The sequence below is a fragment of the Finegoldia magna genome (assembly GCF_003182075.1).
Taxonomy (GTDB): domain Bacteria; phylum Bacillota; class Clostridia; order Tissierellales; family Peptoniphilaceae; genus Finegoldia; species Finegoldia magna.
In genome coordinates this window covers 35,289-59,467 of the sequence record NZ_QGTH01000013.1, presented here as the reverse complement: position 1 = coordinate 59,467, position 24,179 = coordinate 35,289, and the positions used below count along the sequence as shown (strand labels likewise).

At 30.7% G+C, this 24,179-nt stretch carries 23 protein-coding genes and 1 CRISPR repeat array; of the genes, 18 read left to right on the top strand and 5 right to left on the bottom strand.

Annotated elements, in window-relative coordinates:
* From DES33_RS06380 to cas2, 5 genes are all read left to right on the top strand, one after another.
* A partial coding sequence (locus DES33_RS06380) for an IS3 family transposase (RefSeq protein ID WP_146199871.1) occupies positions 1-214 on the top strand: 214 nt, incomplete at its 5' end.
* A gap of 112 nt (positions 215-326) precedes the next feature.
* Positions 327-2,240 carry a CRISPR-associated helicase Cas3' gene (gene cas3 / locus DES33_RS06375; RefSeq protein ID WP_249033622.1) on the top strand — a complete coding sequence of 638 codons (1,914 nt, stop codon included), beginning with the start codon at positions 327-329 and terminating at the stop codon, positions 2,238-2,240.
* Positions 2,237-2,734: a CRISPR-associated protein Cas4 gene (locus DES33_RS06370; RefSeq protein ID WP_110058438.1), complete on the top strand. Its 498-nt coding sequence runs from the start codon at positions 2,237-2,239 to the stop codon at positions 2,732-2,734. Before cas3 ends, DES33_RS06370 begins: the two co-directional genes overlap by 4 nt.
* Before the next feature lie 8 nt (positions 2,735-2,742).
* On the top strand, positions 2,743-3,735 hold the full coding sequence (gene cas1b, locus DES33_RS06365; protein WP_110058437.1) for a type I-B CRISPR-associated endonuclease Cas1b: 993 nt from the start codon (positions 2,743-2,745) through the stop codon (positions 3,733-3,735).
* Positions 3,736-3,737: 2 nt separating this feature from the next.
* Complete coding sequence (gene cas2, locus DES33_RS06360) at positions 3,738-4,013, top strand: CRISPR-associated endonuclease Cas2 (RefSeq protein WP_110058436.1); 276 nt, start codon at positions 3,738-3,740, stop codon at positions 4,011-4,013.
* Positions 4,014-4,193: 180 nt separating this feature from the next.
* A CRISPR array of direct repeats spans positions 4,194-9,677; the repeat unit is 30 nt; unit sequence ATTAAAATCTATCCAGAGTGGAATGTAAAT.
* A 305-nt stretch (positions 9,678-9,982) separates the two neighbouring features.
* Here the strand turns inward: cas2 and DES33_RS06355 are convergent.
* Positions 9,983-10,171, bottom strand: coding sequence for a hypothetical protein (locus DES33_RS06355; RefSeq protein WP_199797333.1), 189 nt, complete (start codon positions 10,169-10,171; stop codon positions 9,983-9,985).
* A gap of 549 nt (positions 10,172-10,720) precedes the next feature.
* Here DES33_RS06355 and DES33_RS06350 point away from each other — a divergent pair.
* Both DES33_RS06350 and DES33_RS06345 read left to right on the top strand, forming a co-directional pair.
* Positions 10,721-10,912 (top strand): hypothetical protein, encoded by a 192-nt coding sequence (locus DES33_RS06350; protein ID WP_094224365.1) that lies wholly within the window; start codon positions 10,721-10,723, stop codon positions 10,910-10,912.
* 13 nt (positions 10,913-10,925) lie between these two features.
* Positions 10,926-11,312, top strand: a complete 387-nt coding sequence (locus tag DES33_RS06345) for a GTP pyrophosphokinase (RefSeq protein WP_242430457.1) — start codon at positions 10,926-10,928, stop codon at positions 11,310-11,312.
* 302 nt (positions 11,313-11,614) lie between these two features.
* Here the strand turns inward: DES33_RS06345 and DES33_RS06340 are convergent, their stop codons facing one another.
* Together DES33_RS06340 and DES33_RS06335 are read right to left on the bottom strand one after the other, a co-directional pair.
* Positions 11,615-12,292 (bottom strand): hypothetical protein, encoded by a 678-nt coding sequence (locus DES33_RS06340; RefSeq protein ID WP_110058435.1) that lies wholly within the window; start codon positions 12,290-12,292, stop codon positions 11,615-11,617.
* Positions 12,293-12,315: 23 nt separating this feature from the next.
* Positions 12,316-12,516: a hypothetical protein gene (locus tag DES33_RS06335; protein WP_110058434.1), complete on the bottom strand. Its 201-nt coding sequence runs from the start codon at positions 12,514-12,516 to the stop codon at positions 12,316-12,318.
* Between the two features lie 820 nt (positions 12,517-13,336).
* Here DES33_RS06335 and yqeC point away from each other — a divergent pair.
* The 10 genes from yqeC to DES33_RS06285 all read left to right on the top strand — a co-directional run bounded on the left by yqeC (position 13,337) and on the right by DES33_RS06285 (position 20,763).
* A complete protein-coding gene (gene yqeC, locus DES33_RS06330) occupies positions 13,337-14,035 on the top strand; it encodes a selenium cofactor biosynthesis protein YqeC (protein ID WP_110058433.1) in 699 nt (232 codons plus the stop codon).
* A gap of 9 nt (positions 14,036-14,044) precedes the next feature.
* Entirely contained in the window at positions 14,045-14,338 is a 294-nt protein-coding gene (locus tag DES33_RS06325; RefSeq protein ID WP_110058432.1) for a cupin domain-containing protein, read from the top strand.
* A gap of 188 nt (positions 14,339-14,526) precedes the next feature.
* Positions 14,527-14,958, top strand: a complete 432-nt coding sequence (gene rplM, locus DES33_RS06320) for a 50S ribosomal protein L13 (protein ID WP_002838046.1) — start codon at positions 14,527-14,529, stop codon at positions 14,956-14,958.
* Positions 14,959-14,969: 11 nt separating this feature from the next.
* A complete protein-coding gene (gene rpsI / locus DES33_RS06315) occupies positions 14,970-15,362 on the top strand; it encodes a 30S ribosomal protein S9 (RefSeq protein ID WP_002835726.1) in 393 nt (130 codons plus the stop codon).
* Positions 15,363-15,484: 122 nt separating this feature from the next.
* Complete coding sequence (gene rlmH / locus DES33_RS06310; RefSeq protein WP_002835724.1) at positions 15,485-15,964, top strand: 23S rRNA (pseudouridine(1915)-N(3))-methyltransferase RlmH; 480 nt, start codon at positions 15,485-15,487, stop codon at positions 15,962-15,964.
* A gap of 7 nt (positions 15,965-15,971) precedes the next feature.
* A complete protein-coding gene (locus DES33_RS06305; RefSeq protein ID WP_110058431.1) occupies positions 15,972-17,195 on the top strand; it encodes a CapA family protein in 1,224 nt (407 codons plus the stop codon).
* Positions 17,196-17,197: 2 nt separating this feature from the next.
* A complete protein-coding gene (gene trpS / locus DES33_RS06300) occupies positions 17,198-18,280 on the top strand; it encodes a tryptophan--tRNA ligase (protein ID WP_094206338.1) in 1,083 nt (360 codons plus the stop codon).
* Between the two features lie 341 nt (positions 18,281-18,621).
* Positions 18,622-19,068: a hypothetical protein gene (locus DES33_RS06295; RefSeq protein WP_110058430.1), complete on the top strand. Its 447-nt coding sequence runs from the start codon at positions 18,622-18,624 to the stop codon at positions 19,066-19,068.
* A gap of 17 nt (positions 19,069-19,085) precedes the next feature.
* Positions 19,086-19,487: a large conductance mechanosensitive channel protein MscL gene (gene mscL / locus DES33_RS06290; protein WP_110058429.1), complete on the top strand. Its 402-nt coding sequence runs from the start codon at positions 19,086-19,088 to the stop codon at positions 19,485-19,487.
* 88 nt (positions 19,488-19,575) lie between these two features.
* A complete protein-coding gene (locus DES33_RS06285) occupies positions 19,576-20,763 on the top strand; it encodes a MalY/PatB family protein (RefSeq protein ID WP_110058428.1) in 1,188 nt (395 codons plus the stop codon).
* Between the two features lie 47 nt (positions 20,764-20,810).
* Here the strand turns inward: DES33_RS06285 and DES33_RS06280 are convergent, their stop codons facing one another.
* The gene (locus DES33_RS06280; RefSeq protein ID WP_110058427.1) at positions 20,811-21,782 is read right to left on the bottom strand and encodes a hypothetical protein; all 972 of its coding nucleotides are present in this window, start codon (positions 21,780-21,782) and stop codon (positions 20,811-20,813) included.
* Positions 21,783-21,971: 189 nt separating this feature from the next.
* Here DES33_RS06280 and DES33_RS06275 point away from each other — a divergent pair, with 189 nt between their 5' ends.
* Complete coding sequence (locus DES33_RS06275) at positions 21,972-22,661, top strand: hypothetical protein (protein ID WP_110058426.1); 690 nt, start codon at positions 21,972-21,974, stop codon at positions 22,659-22,661.
* Positions 22,662-22,705: 44 nt separating this feature from the next.
* Here DES33_RS06275 and DES33_RS06270 read toward each other — a convergent pair whose 3' ends face one another.
* Positions 22,706-24,145: an aminoacyl-histidine dipeptidase gene (locus DES33_RS06270; protein WP_110058425.1), complete on the bottom strand. Its 1,440-nt coding sequence runs from the start codon at positions 24,143-24,145 to the stop codon at positions 22,706-22,708.
* Positions 24,146-24,179 lie beyond the last annotated feature (34 nt).

Here is a 24,179-nt window from a genome sequence, read left to right as displayed (position 1 = left end):
AAGTATGTCAAGAAAAGGCAATTGTCTAGACAATTCTCCAATGGAAAACTTCTTTGGAATCTTGAAACAAGAAATGTATTATGGAGAGGATTTTACTAGTTATGATCATTTGATAAGTGAGATAGAAAAATATATTAAATGGTACAATGAAGATAGAATTAAAACAAAATTAAACGGAATGTCCCCTGTTATGTACAGATTACATTCCGCTTAAAATATTATTAAATTATTCCGTGTTTACGGGTTCAGGTCAAAAACTAGGTTTTTCTTCGGAAGAAGTTTCATTGCTTTATCAAAGCGTATATTATCATCACCATAGAAAATCTTTGGATAATGTAAATAAAAGCAAAGTTACAAATCAAATGGATAGTTTAAAATTAGAACTAGAAAATTTCCATTACGATAAACTTAATGATATTAAATTAGTGGAATTTAAGGAAAGATTATTAGATAATAGCACAATTGAAGATCAAACAAAGTTTCTTAAAAAGTATATTATCCTTAAAGGGTTACTAAATCGATTAGATTATGCAGCAAGTGCACACATAAAAGTTGAAAATAAAAATGATTTTTTGGAAGAATATCTTGAACTTTTTATGAAAAAACTAAAGAAAAAAGAAATTGAAAAAGGAAATCCAGAACCCAAATGGAATGATTTGCAACTTTTTATGAAAGAGAATAGCAATGAAAACTTAGTGATAATAGCACAAACAGGAATGGGAAAAACAGAAGGTTCATTGTTATGGATTGGTAATAATAAGGGTTTTTTTACATTACCGATAAGAACAGCAAACAATGCTATATATAATCGTCTTAAATTCGATATATTAAATGGAGAAAAAATTAATGAAAGGATAGCACTGCTTCATGGAGACACAAAATCTTTTTATTATAATAACTCTCCAGAAAACGAGACAACAGCAGATATAGAAGGTTACTTTACAAAAACTAGGCAGCTGTCATTGCCAATAACTGTAAGTACTTTGGATCAATTATTCACGATAGTATTTAAATATAGGAATTACGAAAGTGTACTTGCGACATTGTCCTATTCAAAGGTTGTAATCGACGAAATACAAATGTATGGACCTGAATTGATAGGGTATTTAATTGCAGGGCTCATAATGATTCAAAATATTGGGGGAAAGTTTGCGATAGTAACGGCAACTTTTCCTGGATTTTTGAAGCAATTAATGAATGAATATGGATTGAAATACAAAATTAGTCCGGCTCCATTTGTTGATAAAGGTAAAATTAGACACAGCGTTAAATGGATTGAAGAGAAAATAAACTCTGATTTTATTGAACAAAAATATTATGATAATAGAATTTTGGTAATTTGTAATACGGTAAAAGAATGTCAAAGCTTGTATACAGAATTGAAGGATAAAGAAATTCCTGTAAATATGTTTCATTCGAAATTTATCAAAAAAGACAGAGAGCAAAAAGAAGCAAACATATTAGAATTTGGTAAGCTATTTAAAAACGAAAAAAGAAATACTGATGTAGGAATATGGATAACAACATCGGTAGCAGAAGCATCATTAGATATTGATTTCGACATCTTAATAACTGAATTATCTGATGTTAATAGCCTGTTTCAAAGGTTTGGAAGGTGTTATAGAAAACGAGAATGGTCAGATGAAGGATATAATTGCTATGTGTTTGATGGAGGGGAAAAGAAATGTTCAGGAGTCTCAAGTGTTATAGATGAGGAAATTTTTAACATTTCTAAGCAAAATCTAAGACGATTTTTTGCTTCTCATTCTTCTAAAATTACCGAAGAAGAAAAAATGAATTTGGTAGAATCTATCTATTCGTATGAGAATATTAAGAATACAAAATATTACAAAACAATCATTCATTTTATTGACAAACCAGAACTATATCTTCCAGCTGAAACAGACAAAAAAGAAGCTCAACAAAATTTTAGAGAAATAGCATCTGTAACTGTAATGCCTAAAACAGTATATGATGAAAACAAAGAAGAGATTCTCAACTGTTTAGAGGAATTAAATGATTTCAAGAATGATATTTCCAAGAGAGTTATCGCACGACAAAATATTTATAAATACACATTAACATTAGGCTATGAAGAATTTGCTAATGTTTATAAGCATAGTCTCACAAATATTGTTGAAATAAGCAGCTATGAAAAAATTCACGTTGTAGATTGTAATTATAGTTATGATTTTGGAATTTCGGAAGCACAACCTAATTCAGGAGGGATATTCATATGATAGAAGATAAGATTACTGGGCTTATGATTTACTATTATTTTGTTTGCAAAAGGAAGTTGTGGTATTCTTGCCAAAACATATCTATGGAATCGGAGAACGAAAATGTATCTGTAGGAAAATTTGTTGATGAATCTTCTTACATTAAAAACAGAAAACACATTATGATTAATAACGAGATAAATTTAGATTTTATAGAGAAGTCAAATACTATTCACGAGATTAAGAAAAGTAGAAAGATTGAGAAGGCTTCAATTTGGCAAGTCAAATATTATTTGTATTATTTGAAAAAACGTAATATCTTTAATTTGAATGCGAAAATAGATTATCCTCTTTTGAAGAAAACGGTGGAAGTTGAATTATCCGAAGAGGATGAGCTTACTATAGATAAATCTATCGAGGAAATAAAAAGGATAATTTCGTGTGAATTTCCACCTGAATTTGAAGCTAAAAATATTTGTAAGAGTTGTGCATTTGAAGATTTGTGCAAAATATAGGAGATTTTATGAAGAATAGCTTGTATGTTTATCAAAATGGGGAACTGAAAAGAAAAGATAATACTCTTCAATTTTGTACGGTTGATGGCGAGAAGAGGGACATTCCAGTCAATATGGTATCAGAGATTTATCTTTTTGGAGAGGTTAGTATTAATTCTAAATTAATAGATTTTCTGTCTCATAATGATATAATCGTTCATTTTTTCAACTACTATGATTTCTACAGTGCAAGTTTGGTGCCAAAAAAATCAAAAGTTTCTGGGAAAGTAACAGTTAAACAAGCCCAATTTTATTTGGACGATGAAAAAAGACTACAACTAGCGATGAAATTTGTGGAGGGTGCAGGTAAAAATATATACAGAAATCTTAGATATTATAATGGCAGAGGGAAAGATCTCGAAGAGTATATGAATGAGATTAATTATTACTTAAAAAACCTAGACAAAGCAAGAGATGTGCCGGAACTTATGGGGATGGAGGGTAATATTCACAAAACATATTACAAATCGTGGAGCACAATCATTAATCAAGAGATTGACTTTGAAAAAAGAGTCAAAAGACCTCCCGATAATATCGTGAATACTTTGATTTCTTATTTGAACTCATTAGTCTACACAACAGTTTTGGGCGAAATTTACAAAACTCAACTTGATCCTACAATTAGTTTTCTACATGAACCTGGCGATAGAAGATATTCGCTGAGTTTGGATATTGCTGAAATATTTAAACCGTTGATAGCTGACAGATTAATATTTTCATTATTGAACAAAAATCAGATACAAGACAAACATTTTAGTCAAGAATTAAACTATTTGTACATGAAAGAATCAGGGTCTAAGGTAATATTGCAAGAATACAATAAAACTTTGCAAAGGACGATAAAGCACAAAGATTTATCAAGAAATGTAAGCTACAGATATCTAATCAGATTAGAATGTTATAAATTGGTGAAGCATTTTATTGGTGAAAAAGAATATGAACCGTTTATAATTTGGTGGTAAAAATGTATATAATTTTAGTGTATGACATCTCAAATGAAAATAATGGACAACGAAGATGGAACAGAGTATTCAAAATATGCAAACAATACTTAAACCATATCCAAAACTCCGTGTTCGAAGGAGAAATCTTGGAATCGGATTTGTTTAAGTTGAAGAAGAAAATCCAAAAAGAAATCGATGAGAAGTTAGATTCAGTAATAATATTCAAAAGTCGAAACGAAAGATGGCTTGAAAAAGATATATTGGGAACAGAAATTGATGATCCACAATTTATCTAATATAATTGTCGATCACCTGTATAGACAAAATACGCGTAGATCGACAACGCCTAAAATCACACATTATTTTGTATTACATTGAATTATTTTCAAAAAAATCGTAAATTTGATATACTTAAAAAGAACATAGACAGAAACACCGTCTATAAGCATTGGAAATACTGTCATAGACAGTCACCTATTAAAATCTATCCAGAGTGGAATGTAAATATGCCTCAAATAAAACTTCCATTCTTTATCTTCCCTATCATTAAAATCTATCCAGAGTGGAATGTAAATGTTTTTCAAAATAAAGAAATCAAGGGAGATATAAAATTAAAATCTATCCAGAGTGGAATGTAAATATGATTTCTAGGATATCTAGCTTGTATTTGTCCCTCAATTAAAATCTATCCAGAGTGGAATGTAAATGCAATTAAACAAGCCTTAAAAAGCCTGTAAATGAATTATTAAAATCTATCCAGAGTGGAATGTAAATATGATTTCTAGGATATCTAGCTTGTATTTGTCCCTCAATTAAAATCTATCCAGAGTGGAATGTAAATGCAATTAAACAAGCCTTAAAAAGCCTGTAAATGAATTATTAAAATCTATCCAGAGTGGAATGTAAATGCATATCCGATAGTTACTTTAATAGGAAAAGCAAGATTAAAATCTATCCAGAGTGGAATGTAAATGAATATCAGCTAAAAGCGTCTAAGAAATGGTATAAATTAAAATCTATCCAGAGTGGAATGTAAATGATAGTATTGACCCAATATATCTAGAGAAAATGTATTAAAATCTATCCAGAGTGGAATGTAAATAAATATTCTTTGATTAAGCCTCTTAGTTTTGAATAATCATTAAAATCTATCCAGAGTGGAATGTAAATTCTTGATTACAACTATAGTATATACCTTAATAGGTATAATTAAAATCTATCCAGAGTGGAATGTAAATAGCTTTCCCAAATGCTGTGAGTTCTTGTGTTGACCTAATTAAAATCTATCCAGAGTGGAATGTAAATTTTCAAAGCTCTTAATCAAGTGATTCGAAGTAAAATTAAAATCTATCCAGAGTGGAATGTAAATGACTGTGTAACAAATACTTCCATCATCTCTTTTGATTAAAATCTATCCAGAGTGGAATGTAAATTGACCTGCGTCTAGCATTATCTTAATCATATTACAATTAAAATCTATCCAGAGTGGAATGTAAATATAGTATAACTTCTACTGTAACAAAAACTGTATCTGATTAAAATCTATCCAGAGTGGAATGTAAATTTGTACAGTGCAAGTTGTATCTTTAGTGTTCCAGTCATTAAAATCTATCCAGAGTGGAATGTAAATAGATCAACAGATTTCACAGTTGCAAATATAACAAATTAAAATCTATCCAGAGTGGAATGTAAATTTTCAAATTCTTTTTCAAGGTCTTTAATAGTTTCTTGATTAAAATCTATCCAGAGTGGAATGTAAATATTGAACTTGTAGCACTTGAGAAATCTCATTACGAATTAAAATCTATCCAGAGTGGAATGTAAATGTATTGGCGTATGCAGGGAATGTACATACTGATACATTAAAATCTATCCAGAGTGGAATGTAAATGCGACAAGTCGATTCTTCTTCCATATCCACCGTTTATTAAAATCTATCCAGAGTGGAATGTAAATCAAAATTTTTAAATACTTGTCTTAATATTTCTGTAATTAAAATCTATCCAGAGTGGAATGTAAATCTTTTTTTGGCTTGTTCCCAATTGATTTTTCCGTTATTAAAATCTATCCAGAGTGGAATGTAAATTTATTAAATTTAATCAACTTTGGCGTATCAAGTGCATTAAAATCTATCCAGAGTGGAATGTAAATATTAACTTATACGATATGTCGTATGTTTTTCTTGTATTAAAATCTATCCAGAGTGGAATGTAAATAATAGTACAGAAAACATAAAACAATACAACACAAATTAAAATCTATCCAGAGTGGAATGTAAATTTGTTTTATATTCTTTTTTATTCAAATTTTTAACACATTAAAATCTATCCAGAGTGGAATGTAAATGAATTTAAACGATTACTTGCGAAATTTTTCATATTATTAAAATCTATCCAGAGTGGAATGTAAATCCAGCTATCAACTCATGTTCAATCATTGACATCTGAATTAAAATCTATCCAGAGTGGAATGTAAATTTTGTTTACTTTATACCTATCATGTATCAACTCGTGATTAAAATCTATCCAGAGTGGAATGTAAATTTATACACTAAAGGTCTACTGTCTGTACTTTTAAAATTAAAATCTATCCAGAGTGGAATGTAAATAAACAAGACAAGGTATATCTTATATCAAAAGCTTTAATTAAAATCTATCCAGAGTGGAATGTAAATGTATATCCTCAAAGATATAATAATCTTCGTCATATATTAAAATCTATCCAGAGTGGAATGTAAATATGCGAATGATAACAAGGGTAAAGACTTCACTAAATTAAAATCTATCCAGAGTGGAATGTAAATGTTCTTGAAAAAGCAACTGAAACAACAGCTGGTATATTAAAATCTATCCAGAGTGGAATGTAAATTCGCTATTCAAGTCTTTAAAAGACACCTTGCCTTGATTAAAATCTATCCAGAGTGGAATGTAAATTTAGAATATTTGTTGTATCGTCCATTATTTTTTCCATTAAAATCTATCCAGAGTGGAATGTAAATATGCTTTGTGTGTCCTCCAACTGAATAATTCGGGATTAAAATCTATCCAGAGTGGAATGTAAATGTTTCTGAAGTATTATCAGTATAACTCCATACTGTATTAAAATCTATCCAGAGTGGAATGTAAATTTTACTGCTATCCGTTCCAAGTGGTAAAGATGGACAAGAAATTAAAATCTATCCAGAGTGGAATGTAAATCATGTAGAATATGGGCATGATGTTGGGGAAAATGGATTAAAATCTATCCAGAGTGGAATGTAAATATAGACTCTTTTAAATACCTTGAAATATCTTCATTATTAAAATCTATCCAGAGTGGAATGTAAATAATAGTCCATTTAACGGACAAGGTCAAGTATTCATAATTAAAATCTATCCAGAGTGGAATGTAAATAGGAATTGCTGGAAAACAAGGTTCAGATGGAAAAAATTAAAATCTATCCAGAGTGGAATGTAAATATACAAGCGACTATCAAGGAATGCTTTGTTGCTGTAATTAAAATCTATCCAGAGTGGAATGTAAATAGAGACGTTGCATTTATTCGAAAAGCGTATGAGACAATTAAAATCTATCCAGAGTGGAATGTAAATATTGCTTCAAATATTAGCAATAGGTTGAATGATTAATTAAAATCTATCCAGAGTGGAATGTAAATTAAGCTTTTACAGGTGTTAAAGATTTTGTGATAATAATTAAAATCTATCCAGAGTGGAATGTAAATATCTACCTTGAAAAAATGTTAAATTTAAATGGGTACATTAAAATCTATCCAGAGTGGAATGTAAATCGTGTCGCTTGTTCTTCAATCTTCCAATCTCCAAATTAAAATCTATCCAGAGTGGAATGTAAATGATAGATATAATTTAATTTCTAAATATTCTCAATGATTAAAATCTATCCAGAGTGGAATGTAAATTTTGTTATTATTTTTATTTAAATCATAACAAACACTATTAAAATCTATCCAGAGTGGAATGTAAATATTGATTTTTCCGTTATATTTTGATACATCAACACCTATTAAAATCTATCCAGAGTGGAATGTAAATCAATAAATGACACACTTAATGATTTTAATAATTCATTAAAATCTATCCAGAGTGGAATGTAAATTACTACAAGTTAATGTATAATCTTGTACAGTTTATAATTAAAATCTATCCAGAGTGGAATGTAAATGGATATGTTATTCCTCCCCAATTGTTTTCGACTTTTATTAAAATCTATCCAGAGTGGAATGTAAATACAAAAACACCACCTTTTCTAATTTGACAACTTCCATTAAAATCTATCCAGAGTGGAATGTAAATTACAAATAAAAGTTGCTAATAAAGAATATTTTAAAATTAAAATCTATCCAGAGTGGAATGTAAATTATTCAACATAGAATTATACGATAATAATTTGTCTAGATTAAAATCTATCCAGAGTGGAATGTAAATATCATATTTACCACCATAATTTACATACGTCTTGTCGATTAAAATCTATCCAGAGTGGAATGTAAATAAGAATTGATGATTTAAGTAATATTTTTTAGGTGATTAAAATCTATCCAGAGTGGAATGTAAATCAAGAAACACCATTTGGAAATAGTTATAGACGTTAAAATTAAAATCTATCCAGAGTGGAATGTAAATACACTAAAAGTAGCTTTTTTTAAATCATATTCCCAATTAAAATCTATCCAGAGTGGAATGTAAATTTAGTAAATGAAATTAGTCACATAGATAATTTTGTTGATTAAAATCTATCCAGAGTGGAATGTAAATTCCAAAACTCGTTTTGAAAATCAAGCAGGTGTCCCTATTAAAATCTATCCAGAGTGGAATGTAAATAGAACAGTTGTTGATACAGTAGAAGAAAGTACAACATTAAAATCTATCCAGAGTGGAATGTAAATATCATTGATAAAATGCAAAATGAAATTAATAACAAATTAAAATCTATCCAGAGTGGAATGTAAATACAAATCCTGATGGCTCTTGTCCATCATTACCACATTAAAATCTATCCAGAGTGGAATGTAAATCGTTTAACCGCGTATCTATAACATGCTCTGAAATCTAATTAAAATCTATCCAGAGTGGAATGTAAATATTTCTCCGACTTCCAATGTTGGTTGCTTACGAATAAATTAAAATTTAACCAGAGTGGAATGTAAATTTACACAGAAAAGTGACTAACAATGCGACTGACTGGATTAAAATTTAACCAGAGTGGAATGTAAATAAGAACAATTGTGTCGGAATAGGTAAGTTTCCTGATAATTAAAATTTAACCAGAGTGGAATGTAAATGATGGAGTGGAGGCTTTTATGTTTTTGATATATCTATATTAAAATTTAACCAGAGTGGAATGTAAATATTTAAACTAAAGGAAGTGAGGATATGCAACAAACATTAAAATTTAACCAGAATGGAATGTAAATGTTGGCTTGGGAATTGCAGGTGCTTTTTTGGCTTGGAAATTAAAATCTACCCAGAGTGGAATGTAAATTTCTCAACATCAATCAAATTCACTGTAGCTTTGAATTAAAATCTACCCAGAGTGGAATGTAAATGGGAAAACTGGTGCAACTGGACCATAAGGACCACCAGGGATTAAAATTTAACCATAGTGGAATGTAAATCTTGTACTTGAGTAAGTGAGTTCTTTTTCAAGTCCGAATTAAAATTTAACCAAGGTGGAATGTAAATCAAGACCAAAAAGACTGGAATACAGGAAAAATTAACATTAAAATTTAACCAAAGTGGAATGTAAATAGTACTACATCTTCTACATCATAAAAATCTTTTGCATTAAAATCTACTCATACTGAAATGTAAGTCCTTGATATCCCAGTGCAAGCGTTGCAACCTTTCCATTAAAATCTACTCATACTGAAATGTAAATACGATTAGTGGTATTGATAAGGATATGGGAGTAGTATTAAAATTTAACCAAAGTGGAATGTAAATCGTGCTGAGAGTGATGGATTATCAATTATACTATTATTAAAATCAATCATAGTGAATGCATTTAACCTTAATATACAATAAAAAAGGTTTGGATATAGAATTATTGGAGTACAATACGATATATTGAACACAATAGATATAAATAGAAATAGATATGATTAATATATGCCTACTATTGCGCAAAAGATAGTTATGAAGTTTAAGAAGATGGATTGGAAATGAGAGTAGGACAGGATATTTTTGTTTTTATATGTCAGAATTAAATCAGTTGAAACTTTAGATTATATAGACCTGTTAACCATGAATTAAAAGTCGGAGCGTTGTTGAATATAATCATCTTCTATTATTTCAAAATCATCTGGATCGTACAAATAATCTTCATCAGTATCATCAATAATTCTTATAAATTCACCTTCATATCCGAATGCTTCGTAAATTTTGTTTTTAGTTAGAGATATACCCCAATTTTCTCTTATATATTTAGCTTTCATCATTGTCATCCTATTATATTAATTCTTATCTTTTATCCATTCATTAAAGTCGTATCCACGAACTTCTAACTCGTTTTTTTTAGATTCCAGCACAAATTCATATCCAGCAATTACACCTTCATAAAATTCGCCGCTTGATTCTTTTTCATATTCTTCTTTTCACTCAACTATATCCATTATTATTGCTTTTAAGGTTTCTTCGGACCGTTTCCAATCTATTTTTGACTTCATAATTTACTCCTATTTTAGATATCTATAAATTTTGTTATTATCATTCAAACATTAATCAATATTTAGTTTTTGATTTTAAAGCCTTACTTAGGTATTTATTATAAATTATATCATTATTGTATAAAAAATACTGAAAATTTCTATACAATATAAAAGCGAAAAGGTGTTTAATAGTAATTTTACAAATCATCATCATAATATTGGATCTCTGGGAGATAAAAGATATAATATAAATATATTTCAGTTTATCGAATATTTACATAAAAGTTGGTACATGGTTTGTAAAAGAAAGTGAACATAAAAAAGAAAGGATCAATGATTATGAAGTTTAAAACGCCAACTGTATATTATTATTGCCCAGACTATAAAAAATATGTGAAATGTGAAGGCGGCATGTATTACTGCATAAAAGATGGCAAAGAAATATTTAATGACTTTTATTCTAAAATTGATTTGGGGTCGATATATACCGAAGATATAACAAAGGAAGAATATTATGCTCAACTATCTTAGAGCCTTTTTTATTATGTTGAATGCACATAAAGGACAAAAAGATAAAGGCGGACATGCGTACTTTTTACATCCATTAAGAGTTTCTAAGAAAATAAGTGACAGGCGATATAAGATAGTTGCACTGTTGCACGATGTTTTAGAAGATTCTGACAAATACACAATTAATGATTTTGACTTTCTTGACTCTGAACAAAAAGATGCTTTGATTAAACTTACGCATCCAGAAAATGTAGCATACATGGATTATGTAAAAAATATAAAAAGTAATAGCATTGCAAGAAAAGTAAAACTAATGGATTTAGAAGATAATATGAATCTAAATAGGCTTGTTTACTCTACAGAAAAAGACTTTAAAAGAGTTGAAAAATACAAGAAAGCTAGAGATTATCTTTTAGCATAAAATTAATAAAACCCCAAATATTAATAATCTAAGATGTTGAAAGTTAAAGAAATAGAATTGTTGGAGGAATAATATGCTCAACACACATGAAAATAACATACAAGCTGAAAAAATGTTAGAAGAGTATTATAAACAATATTTAGAAAGAAATCAATAAACAAAAAACGAAAAAATCAAGCCTAAAAGGACAAAATAATTAATTTATTAAGAACAACTTCCTAACAGATGGCCCTAATAAAACACCCGTTTTTTGAATAATCCAAGAAACGGAAAAAGACTGTGAGTTTTGATGCTCACAGCCTTTATTTTTCGTGTTGTTTGATTATATTTTCTAATCTTTTGTATTCTTTTTTAAATCTCGGGTTTGTGGATTTTGATTTCAATTCGTTTAAGTTTTTTCGTGCTAACACAAAATCACCGTCAAATATGTTTTTCATTATATACAATTGTTTGATGTTTTCGCCGTAATTTGGACTATTTTCAAATTGTTTTAAAAGCTTTTCGTGTGTTGTGAAGAGTTCATTAAACTTAATTTGATCGTTCAATTTGAAGTGGGCAATCATTGTGTTGAGCCAATATATCAATTGAAGGTCTTGATTTTTCAATTGGTCTTTTGCAATTGTTTCATAAGTAGCCAATGTTTTATTTGGTTCATTAAGTTCTAAATATCCAGCGCCCAAATTCATTTTCATTACTGTTTGTATGTGCTTGTTTTTGATTTTTGGAATTTTTGGTTCTAATTCATTGACGAAATCTTTGTATTTCATTTCTTCAAACAGTTTCATTGAGTGTTTCAATTCGTTTGTTTTGTAGGAGTAATAAATTGTGTTGACTATTAAAATGACTGCCAAGACAACCCCACCGATTATCCAATAATATTTAAGCATGACTTTGTCGTCGATTTTGAAGACAAGGCTAATGATTAGCATGGCTATTCCGATTGCAAATGCTATACCAAATAATTTTAGAAATTTTTTCATGTGTACCTCTGTTTTACGTTAAATTACTTGAAAATATCAAATATACTTTTTGTAGTTTTGTTATAAATCTTGTTGTAAAGTGCTTTTTTGGGGTTTTTAAACCAACCAATGCCCTTTTTTCCATAGGTAGGATCGATTGCAGACTTTAGTTGTCTTTTGTACTTTGAAGTTGTTCTTGCTTTGAATGATTTTTTCAAGCTTGGTGTTCTGAATCCTATTTTCATAAGTGCCTTCCTTTATATATTATTTCTCTTATCTTTCGAACTATTTTTTGCATTTTTTAATTTATAATTATATTACATAGTTTTAAAGTTAATTTGTCAAGTCTTTTTGCTATTTTTTAACTACCTGTAGTTGAGTGTCTGATTTTTTTATCCACTTGTTTATTAACCATCTTTATGGTATTATTTACATAAGTTAAAGGCGAGCTAAGACTATAATAGTCCCAACTCAAGCAATGTAATAACAAGCTTTAAAATTGCGATAATTAGGCTATTATTAATTTGCTTTTTTTATGCTTACGCATTCAACTCACCGCCTTTTTATAATATTTTTTGATGTGTGGTTGTGTGTAAGCATTTCTTTAACTTATAACTTGATAATACAATTGCAGAATTGTATTATCAAGTTTTTTTATTCTTTTATTTTTGCTTGTGATGTTTTGTAATTTTATCCACTTGTTTATTAACCAATTTTATAATATAATTTATTTATGAAATCTTTGACCTTGTCCATGAGTCCACCTCCATTTTTTTGAGCTTGTTGGGTGGCTCTGGATTATGGTTTTTTAGCTTACACTTATACTATGCACTTGTATAATTGTGTTATCAATACTTTTATTTTTTACTGTCCTTATTATGATTTTTCAATGTTTATGCCGTTGATATGGCTTTATTTTTTTGCTTTCAAAAAGATATTCGAAATACTTTAGCTTTTACATTTAATTGATAATTGTTATTATATATTAATTATAATTCATTTATGCGGATTTTCAATTGGGTTTTGTATTTGAAAATTTTGTGAGATAATAAAAACGGTGATATTATGTTAGAGTTTATGAACTTAAATGATAAAAACATGATAGCTGTTCAAGGTGCTGGCGGGAAAACTTCGAGCGTTTTTTTGCTTGCAAATGAGTTCAAATCGATGAATGAAGCATCTCTTATAAGTACGACTACGAAGATGGGGATTGTGAGTGAGGATAAATTTGATTATTTGTACATATTTAATGAGAAAACGAAAATTGTAGATGGCAAAATATACTTCGCATCTAAATCACGTACCGACACAAAAGAAATCGGATTTGAACCTGAATTTTTCGATAAAATTTTTCTTGATAGTTTGTTTTCCAATATAATTTTGGAAACGGATGGAGCAAAGACAAGACCTATTAAAGCTCCTCGAGAAGATGAGCCTGTAAATCCTAAAAACATCACGCACTGCGTTGGTGTGATGGGACTTGATAGCGTGAACAAGCCTTTTGATGAGAGATTTTGCCACAGAAAAGAATATATGGAGAAAATTATTGGAAATCCCAAGACTTTGACAACAGAAAGCTACGCTGAAATCATCAATTCTAATTGTGGTCTGTTCAAAAATTCGTACGATGCGAAAAAGTTTTTGATTTTGAACAAGGCAGACACAAAACAAGATATTGAAAATGCCGTGGATATTATTGATAGAATTGATGTCGATGTGAAGATTTTTGTGATGAGTTTTGGGAAGATTATAAAAATATACTAGGAGAATTTTATGAATTTACTTGAAGATTTGAATTTTGATGAGAATCATATTATTAAGGATACAATTGTTAGAAATGAAAAGTTTGACATTCACAGAATCCAATCGAAAAACGAAACATCAGGACCATATAATCAGGACTTTGACGAATTTGTTGTCATAATTAAGGGTGAGGCAATGTTAAATGTCGAAGGAAAAGATGTAAGACTTAAAGAAATAGATACGTATTTTATTCCTAAAAATGTAGTTCACGAAGTAAAAAGCACAAGTGATGAATGCGTGTGGCTGTGTTTTACGATAAAATAGTTGACAATTGAATCAAGAGAGTATATAATATTTTGGTATGTAAAAGGAGTCATTTCCTTTTATACAATACAGAAAGTCGCCGATGGCCGGGTGTGCGACGTGTCTAAATTCCCGGTGAGAAAACAATCGCTTTTTGGCAGCGATGTCCAAGTAGCCAAATATTGTAAATAAAGGAAAGGATGAATTGAATGAAAACTTATATACCTAAGAAAGATGACATCCAAAGAAAATGGTATGTAGTAGATGCAACAGATGTTGTTTTAGGTAGATTATCTACTGAAGTTGCTTCTATTTTAAGAGGAAAAAACAAACCAATGTTTACTCCTAATGCGGATGTTGGAGATTACGTAATTGTAATTAACGCAGAAAAAGTTAAATTAACAGGTAAGAAATTAGAACAAAAAGAATTAAGACATTATACAGGATACGCTGGTGGTCTTAAATCAATTACCTACAAAGACTTAATGCAAAAAGACCCAGAAAGAGCTGTAACTCATGCTATCGTTGGCATGCTTCCTCACAACTCTTTAGGACGTCAAATGGCTAAAAAATTAAGAGTTTACAGAGGCGCTGATCACGATCACATCGCTCAAAACCCTGAAGTTTTGGAAATTAAGTAGGAGGTAATTAAATGGCTAATAATAGATATCAAGGAACTGGTAGAAGAAAAACTTCTGTTGCTAGAGTTACTTTAGTACCAGGAAGTGGAAAATTCACAATTAACAAAAAAGATATAAGTGAATACTTTAACTTCGATACATTAAGAGTTATAGCTAAGGAAGCTTTGGAATTAACAAACAACACTGAAAGCTATGATGTTACTGTTAATGTAAAAGGTGGCGGATACACTGGTCAAGCAGGTGCTATTAGACATGGTGTTGCTCGTGCTTTATTAGAAGTTGACCCAGACTACAGAGCTGAATTAAAAAGAGCAGGTTTCTTAACTAGAGACCCTCGTAAAAAGGAAAGAAAGAAATACGGTCTTAAAAAAGCTCGTAAATCTCCACAATTCAGTAAGAGATAGTTTTTTCGAAATTATTCCCACAGATTTTTGTCTGTGGGTTTTTTATTTGCGTAAAAAATTATTATTTTATACTCCTAATCAATATATGATATACTTATTAAAGTAAAAAGGTTGTGATTATTTTGAATATCGATATTATTTCGGTGGGTAAGGTTAAGGAAAAATACATAAAACTTGGTATTGCAGAATTTTCTAAGAGATTATCTGCGCACTGCAAGCTCAACATAATTGAGGTTGATGATTTGAGTGCTGCAGAGAATTTGTCTGACAGCGAAAAGGAGATTGTGAAGGACAAGGAAGCAGAGAAAATTATGTCGAAAATCAAGGACAATCACTACGTGATTACGCTTGAGATTTTGGGAAATCAACTTACTAGCGAAAAATTAGCCGCCAAGATTGAAAATTTAACTGTACAAGGTCATTCTAATATTTGTTTTGTTATCGGCGGATCTTTGGGACTGGGAAAAAGTGTACTTGACAGGAGCGATTATGCGCTTTCTTTTTCCAAGTTTACATTTCCACATCAACTGATGAGGCTGATTTTGTTGGAACAAATTTACCGAAGTTTCAGAATAATCAACAATTTACCATATCATAAGTGAGGATAAAATGAAGGGAAAAAAGACAACTGTTGCATTGGCTTTTCTTATAGTGATTTTAGTTGGTGTGATTGGCGTTAGATATTCAGAAATTTCTGGGAAATCTCCAATTCAAGCATCACAAAAAAGTTCTCAAGTGAAGAGTGTTAAAAAATCAGAAGAAAAATCAAACAAAAAATCAGATAACGAAAAAGAAAATAAAAATCTGGAAAAGAAAGAGATAACCATAACTTGTTGGGGCGATTATATGAATCACATAACTCAAATTCGCCAAGCAAAAGCTACAAATTATGATTTTACGGATTCTTTTGCGGTTATTAAAGATATTGTGGGTAAGAGTGATTTATCCATAGTCAATTTGGAGACGACTATTGCAAAGAATGCATCAGACATGAGTGGTTATCCAGAATTTGCAACGCACGAAAATGTTATAAAAGCTTTAAAAGATACAGGATTTGATGTCGTAAGTACTGCGAATAATCACTCTTATGATAGAAGATTGAAGGGGATTGACCTCACGATAGATGCTATTGAAAAGTACGGTTTGAAAAGGACTGGTACGTTCAAGGAAAATGAATCGACCAATCCACTTATCGTAGATGTCAAAGGAATAAAGGTTGGATTTTTCTCATATACACAAATGCTCAATGGATTTGAAAATTCTATGCTTAATTCCGGAAGAGACACCGCGGTAAATATAATAAACATGGAACAAATCCAAAAAGATGTGGATTATTTAAAGCAAAATCACGCCGATGTTATAATGTGCTACATGCATTGGGGAGAGGAATATTCTGATTATCCTAACTCTTATCAGAAAAACACGTTCAAGAAATTTTCAGATATGGGAGTTGACTTGGTGATAGGATCGCACCCGCACACAATACAAAAGGCTGATGTTATTGAAAACGACGGCAAAAAATCATATTGCGTTTATTCAATGGGAAATCTAGTTTCAGATCAAAGAGAATCCTACGGACAATATTACGGTGTAGAGATTGGAGTGTACTCTGATATTAAAATTGAGAAAATTGGGGACAAGACAACTATAAAAAGTTTCGAAAACAAGCCATACTATGTAGACAAATACACAGATAGTGTGACTACAAGATATGTCGTGGTTCCAGTTAAACAAGTCCTCAATTCAGAGATAAATTATCCAAGAAAAGACAAAATAATATCTAAATTGAACAGAGCAAATCAACATTACGAGAAAATATTTAACAAGGAGTAAAAATGGGAAATATAATACTTACAGGTGACAGACCAACAGGAAAATTACATTTGGGTCATTACGTAGGCTCATTAAAAAACAGAGTTATCATGCAAAACAAAGGGGATTTCGACAAGATGTATGTCATGATTGCCGATGCACAAGCATTGACTGACAATTTTAACAATCCTGACAAAGTCAGAGATAACATAATTGAAGTGGCGCTTGATTATTTAAGTTGTGGGATTGATCCTAATAAAGTTACGATTTTTGTGCAATCACACGTTGAACAACTAACAGAATTGATGTTTTATTATATGAACTTGGTTACACTTTCAAGACTCGAAAGAAACCCTACAGTTAAAGCAGAAATCAAACAAAAAGAATTTGGAGCGAGCATTCCTGTTGGATTTTTGACTTATCCAATCAGCCAAGCAGCTGATATCACGCTTTTCAATGCAAACATAGTTCCTGTTGGAGAAGACCAGCTTCCAATGTTGGAACAAACGCGTGAAATAGTCAGAACATTCAACAACTATTACTCAGAAGTTTTGGTTGAACCAAAAGCTGTAATTCCTGACAACAAAATCTGTTCCAGACTTCCAGGATTAGACGGCAAAGCTAAGATGAGTAAATCATTAGGTAACTGTATTTATTTGTCGGATTCTGAAAAAGATGTCAAATCAAAAGTAATGAGTATGTTCACAGATCCTAACCACATTCAAATCACAGATCCTGGGAAAGTTGAAGGAAACACAGTATTCACTTATTTGGACGCTTTCTGTACAGACGATGATTTCTCAGAATTTCTTCCAGATTACAAAAATTTGGACGAATTAAAAGATCATTACAGACGTGGTGGACTTGGCGATGTCAAAATCAAAAAATTCTTGAACAATATTTTGCAAAAAGAATTATCTCCAATCAGAGAAAAAAGAAAACACTACGAACAAAATATTCCAGAAATCTTCGATATGTTGTTAAAAGGATCAGAAGATGCCAGAGAAGTTGGAGCAGAAACTTTGAAGAAAGTAAAAGCTGCAATGGGAATCAACTACTTTGAAGATGTGGAATTGATTAATAAACAACAACAAAAATACAAATAAATGAGAAATCAATCACTTCGGTGGTTGATTATGGATAGCAAACCATCATACACGAATATCTAGACTTCAAAAATTGATGATTTCTAAATCTCAAAATCCTAAAATCGCAAGCACGCTGAAGCTTACGCAGTCCGATTTTGACGGATTTATTCGATTTGAAATCATGACAATTTTTTCCGTATGATATTCTTAGCATGAAAGGTTTGCTATATTTTTTATATATGTCAATCACGTCAGTGGTTGATTTTTTATTGATTAATAAAATATAAATTTTATTTGATTTTTCATTTGCTTAAAATTATTATTTAAGGGTATAAATAATAAAGGAAAGGAAGATTATTATGTTAAGAGCAAAAGTAGGATCTAGATTATATAATATAAACGAAGCTATTAAGCTTGGAGAAATTGCGATAGCTAGCTTGAATGAGGTGCAATCTTATTTAGGTACAGCATCAGGATGGGGAATTTTCGATATTTTCAAGGGTAAGACTATTACTACTATGATTAAAAGATCGAATTTAAAAAAGGCGAAGAATCAAGCGAAGAAGGCTGACTTGGCGATTAGAAAGTTCAACAATATTATGATTGATTTGGACAAGAAACCAAGTGTTGGTTTCAGATATAAAAAACCATTTTTCTTGGCAGATTATTTTGATAACAAAGTTTTTGATTCTGTAATTCAAATGCAAATTCTCAATAACAAGAGAAATTGTGACGCTGCTATTAAGCAATTGAAGAAAGAAGTGTATAATTTACAAAAGGAAAAAATGAATTTAATGAATGAATAGATTTTATAGGGGGTATTATGCTAAAAGAATTTAAAAAATTCATTACTGAAGGTAATGTAATGGATTTGGCAGTTGCAGTTATCATGGGTGCTGCTGTTAAGGAAATGGTTGACGGACTTATTAACGGACTTATAGCACCTTTGATTGGAGCAGCAACAGCTGGTATAAACATGAAAGAAATGGCAGCAACTGTTGCAGGAGTGAAGTTACAATACGGATTGTTCTTGGATGCTTTGGTTAAATTTATCATTATAGCATTTATTGTTTTCTTGATGGTTAAGGCTATAAACAAAGGTCGTGATGCTTTGCATAAAGAACCAGCAGCTGATCCAACAACAAAAACTTGCCCATATTGCAAGAGCGAAATCGACATTACTGCTACTAGATGTCCACATTGCACATCACAATTAAGCGAATAGTTTCATCAAAAGAGGATTTTATCCTCTTTTTTTGTTGTCTTGTGTTATACTGAAAAAGGAATGATTAATTTATAATAAGGAGTTTATGATGAAATACGATTTTGAAACGATTAGTGACAGAAACGAAATGGGATCTAGAAAATGGGCTGTAAGAAGCGAACAATTTCCGAATATGAAAAAAAATGTAGTTCCATTTAGCGTTGCAGATATGGAATTCAAAAACGCACCGGAAATTATCGACGGTTTGAAAAAACGCTTAGATAATTTGGTTTTGGGATATTGCTCTCCTACAGACAGATTTTACAACAGCATTATAAATTGGGACAAGAAACGCCACAATGCAGATATCAAAAAAGAATGGATTGTCGAAGTTCCAACTGTTGTAGATGGATTTTTCGCCGCAGTAAGTGCTTTCACTAAAAAAGGCGATTCTGTAATGATTATGAGACCAGTTTATGGTCCTTTCAGATTTGCCATTGAATTTAACGACAGAGTTATGGCAGATGTTCCTTTGATTGCTGACGAACGCAACAATTACTCAATTGATTTTGAAAAATTTGAATCAGAATGCAAAAAGTCTGAAAACAAAATGGTTATTCTTTGTAATCCTCATAATCCGGGTGGAATTTTGTGGAGCAAGGATGATTTGGAAAAAGTAATCAAGATTGCGAATGATAATGATGTGATTGTTGTGGTTGATGAGATTTGGCAAGATATTGTTATGCCGGGAAACACTCACACATCTGTGCTTTCTTTGGATAGAAAATTAATCGAAAAAGCTGTAGTGTGTCAATCTTCAACAAAATCTTTTAACTTAGCAGGACTTTGCTGTGGATATACAATTATTTCCGATTCCGAAATGATGGCTCAATACAAGAAGACTTTGGATATTATGAGAAGTAACACTGTAAATGTTATGGGACTTGAAGCTACACAATTAGCTTTTGATGAAGCTGAAGACTGGCTTGACGAATTAATCGAAGTAATAGATACTAACCAAAAAATCGTCTACGATTTCTTCCAAGAAAAATATCCTAAAATCATAGTAAATCACCTTCAAGCGACTTACGTTATGTGGATGGATTTCAGATGTTTGGGATTAAACAGCGATGATTTGCTTAAAACATTGGGCGAAAAAGCTGATTTGGTATTCACTGACGGAAGATTTTTCGGAGAATGCGATGGATTTGTACGATTTAACGTTGCAGCTCCTACAAAAGTCGTAAAAGACGCATTAGTTAGATTGGATAATTTACTACAAGAAATATACAAATAAACACAACAAATCCCGAAACTCATTTGAATTTCGGGATTTTTTTAGTTCTATTTTACATTCAAAAATTGTTGCATGTATTCAAATGGACCATTATCCACTTGAACTTTTGGATTATTGATTGATTTATCTTCTTTTGAATTTAGTGAGATGTTAATGCTTTCAGTATCTTTTGATTTTGGAGTTGATTTTAATCTAACATCGTATGATTTGTCCTTGAATTCAAATGTTAAATTGAACATATCGTCTTTGTTAGTTGTCTTTAATGTGTTCATTTTGTCTTCGAATTCTTTTTTGGATTGTTCTGATTTTAGATTGTTTTCAATTTCTTGGATTTTTTGTTGTTCTTGTTCTGTAAGATCACTTCCCTTGGCAAGTTTGGCGTATTCTTTGAAGTTTTTCAATAAAGTTTTTCTTGAATATTCCATAACTTTTGCCCATTGTTCACCAGTCAAATTCACAGAATATTTGTGGTTGCCATCATCTGTAACCTTCAATTCCTTGTTGTCGACAACGAAATCTTTTGCGATTTTAACTTGGAATTTCGTATTAGATGATAAAAGTGGCATGAATACTGTGAAATCTCTTACAGTTGTAGCTTGGAAATTTTGTTCAGTTAATTTTTGCAAAATTTGTGTAACATTGAAGTACAAGTTTTTTTGAATCAAAGCTTCCTTCATTTTTGGTGGAAGATTGTTAGCAAATGCATCGTAATTCAAATACGCTTTTCCATCTTGGATTGCGAAGTGAAGTTCACCCAAATTATTTCCTTGACCTGCTAATTGAGCTACATCACTTGTAACAGTCGCCATTGCAACTCCTGTTGATTTGTCTTGTGTTGCTTTGACTTTGATTTCTTTTAGCTTGGAAGTTTCGTTCTTAAACTCATAAGATTGGTTCTTCCATTCAGTTGTTTTTCTAAAATCGTTTAATAGGCTCACTTTTTCTTTTGCTTGAGAGCAAGCGCTTAAAGTTATTACCATAAGTAGTGATAATAACACTAATGTAAATTTCTTTTTCATAAATTCCCCCTGACTATATTATTATAACAGATTTGGGCAAATGATTTTAAACATTTCACAATTGTAGACTTATTGTAATAAAATGTTGAATTTTGAAAGATAAAATGATAAATAAATAGTTGACAAGTAGAAATCGTTTAACTAAAATAAAATTGAAGTGATAATCATGAAAAAATATTAGAGGTTCATATGGTAGTAGGTAAATTAAGAAAAACAATCACTCTTGTTATTATTATGTGTTTACTTTTATCATCTTGTCAAAAACAAGAAATTAGAAACGACGAACGTGTAGCAAATCAAAACGAAACAGCAAAAGTTGCTAATGATGAAAAGGATAAAGCTGATATTAATGAGACCGTAAAAATGTTTTTTACGCAAAAATACTACAAGCTGGAAAAAGATACAAACAAAATTAGATTGAGTGAAAGTCTTGAAAAATTTTTAGCTAAAAAACCAGATTATAAGTATTATGAATTATCCGAGTTGAAAATATTGGATAAGTATGAAAGTAAAGACAAAATTTTAGTTTTAGTGAAGACATGGATTTCTACTAAGGATAAGAAATCTGGAGAAGGTGGAATTGTAAGAATTTTATTGCATAAGGATAATAAAGGCTATATTGTAGAAAAAGAAGTTAGTGAAGATATGATAGAATCAGCAAATTATCAAACTAAACTATCCCAAAAAGATATAAAAAATTATATTAAAAAATCATTGGTAATGAATGGAGAAAACTTATCGGATTCAGAGATAGATAAGGATATAAAAGATATGTATTTGCTCGATTTTTATTCATATATGGGAATGTTTGAAGTTCAAAAAAGCAAAGAAACTAATGAAGATTTAATCCATGTTTTAGAAAATCATGAATACAAATAATTTAAAAAGGAAAGTTCATAAAAAGAACTTTCCTTAATTTTTTGTTATTTTAATTTTTCTAATAATTTTAATGTGTAATCGTACATTCTTTGAGTAGATTCAATTCCCAAATGTTCTAATGGAGTGTGAGCACCAATGATATCTGGACCGAAACTAATCATATCGCAATCAGGAAGAACGCCTTTCAACAAACCACATTCCAAACCTGCGTGAATTGCAGTTACATTAGCTTTCTTGCCAGTCATTTCTTCGTACAATGCTGGGGCAACTTTTGCCAATTCTCCATCAGTGTTGAATTCCCAAGCTGGATATTCTTTTTCGATAACAGTTGTTCCATGAGTCAAATAAGCTAATGATTTGATTTTGTCGAACATATTGTGAAGTTCACTTTCTACAGAACTTCTTACACAACAAGTAACCTTGATTTTTTCGTCGTCTGCTTCAACAATACCAACGTTAGAACTTGTTTGAACTAAACCTTCGATGTCTTGTGAAGTAGAAATAACATCGTTGATTAATAAATACAAGAATTTAACGATTGATTGGGAAGTTTCTTTTGAATAAGAAAATTCTGTTTTTTCTGTTTCTTTAATTTCCAAAACCAAGTTAGGGTCAGTTTTTCTACCTTCGTGACGAACGTATTCTCCAACTTCGTTTAAAATATCCATCGCTTTATCCAAATCATCTACAGTGATGATAGCGTGAGCGTTCTTAGCAATGGCGTTGTGTTTTGAACCACCGGAGATTTCTTGCAATCTAAAATCCATTTCCAAAGCAACTTTGTTCAAAAGTCTTGCCATAACTTTGATAGCATTTTTATTTTGTTTTTGAATTTCAAGACCAGAGTGACCACCATTCAAACCAGAAAGAGAAATTTCAATAGCTTTTGACAAACCTTCTGATTTTTCGCTTTTGAAAGTAGTGATAGCATTTGCTCCACCAGAACAGCTTACAATGAAGTCTCCTTCAGTTTCAGTGTCGATATTTAACAAACGAGTTCCGCTCAAATGTTCAGCAGTCACGCCGTTTGCTCCGTCCATTCCACGTTCTTCATCAATTGTTACAAGAACTTCTAATTTTGGATGAGAAACATCATCAGAATCCAAAATAGCTAAGCAAAAAGCAACAGCGATTCCGTCATCTGCTCCTAAAGTTGTGTTATCTGCATAAACATATCCGTCTTTAACGTGCATTGAAATAGGATCTTTTAAGAAATCGTGGTCTGAATCATCAGTTTTTTCGCAAACCATATCCATGTGTCCTTGCAAAATAACAGGTTCTGAATTTTCGTAACCTTCTGTAGCTTCTTTTTTGATAATAACATTGTTAAGAGAATCTTGGTACACTTCCAATTCTCTTTCCTTTGCAAAGCTAACCAAAAAATCTGAAACAGCCTTTTCGTTTCCTGAACCACGAGGAATATAGTTTAATTGTTTGAACCAATAAAACACTTTTTTTGGTTCTAAATCTTCATATTTTTGCATGAGTAACCTCCTATATATATTCTTACTTTATTAT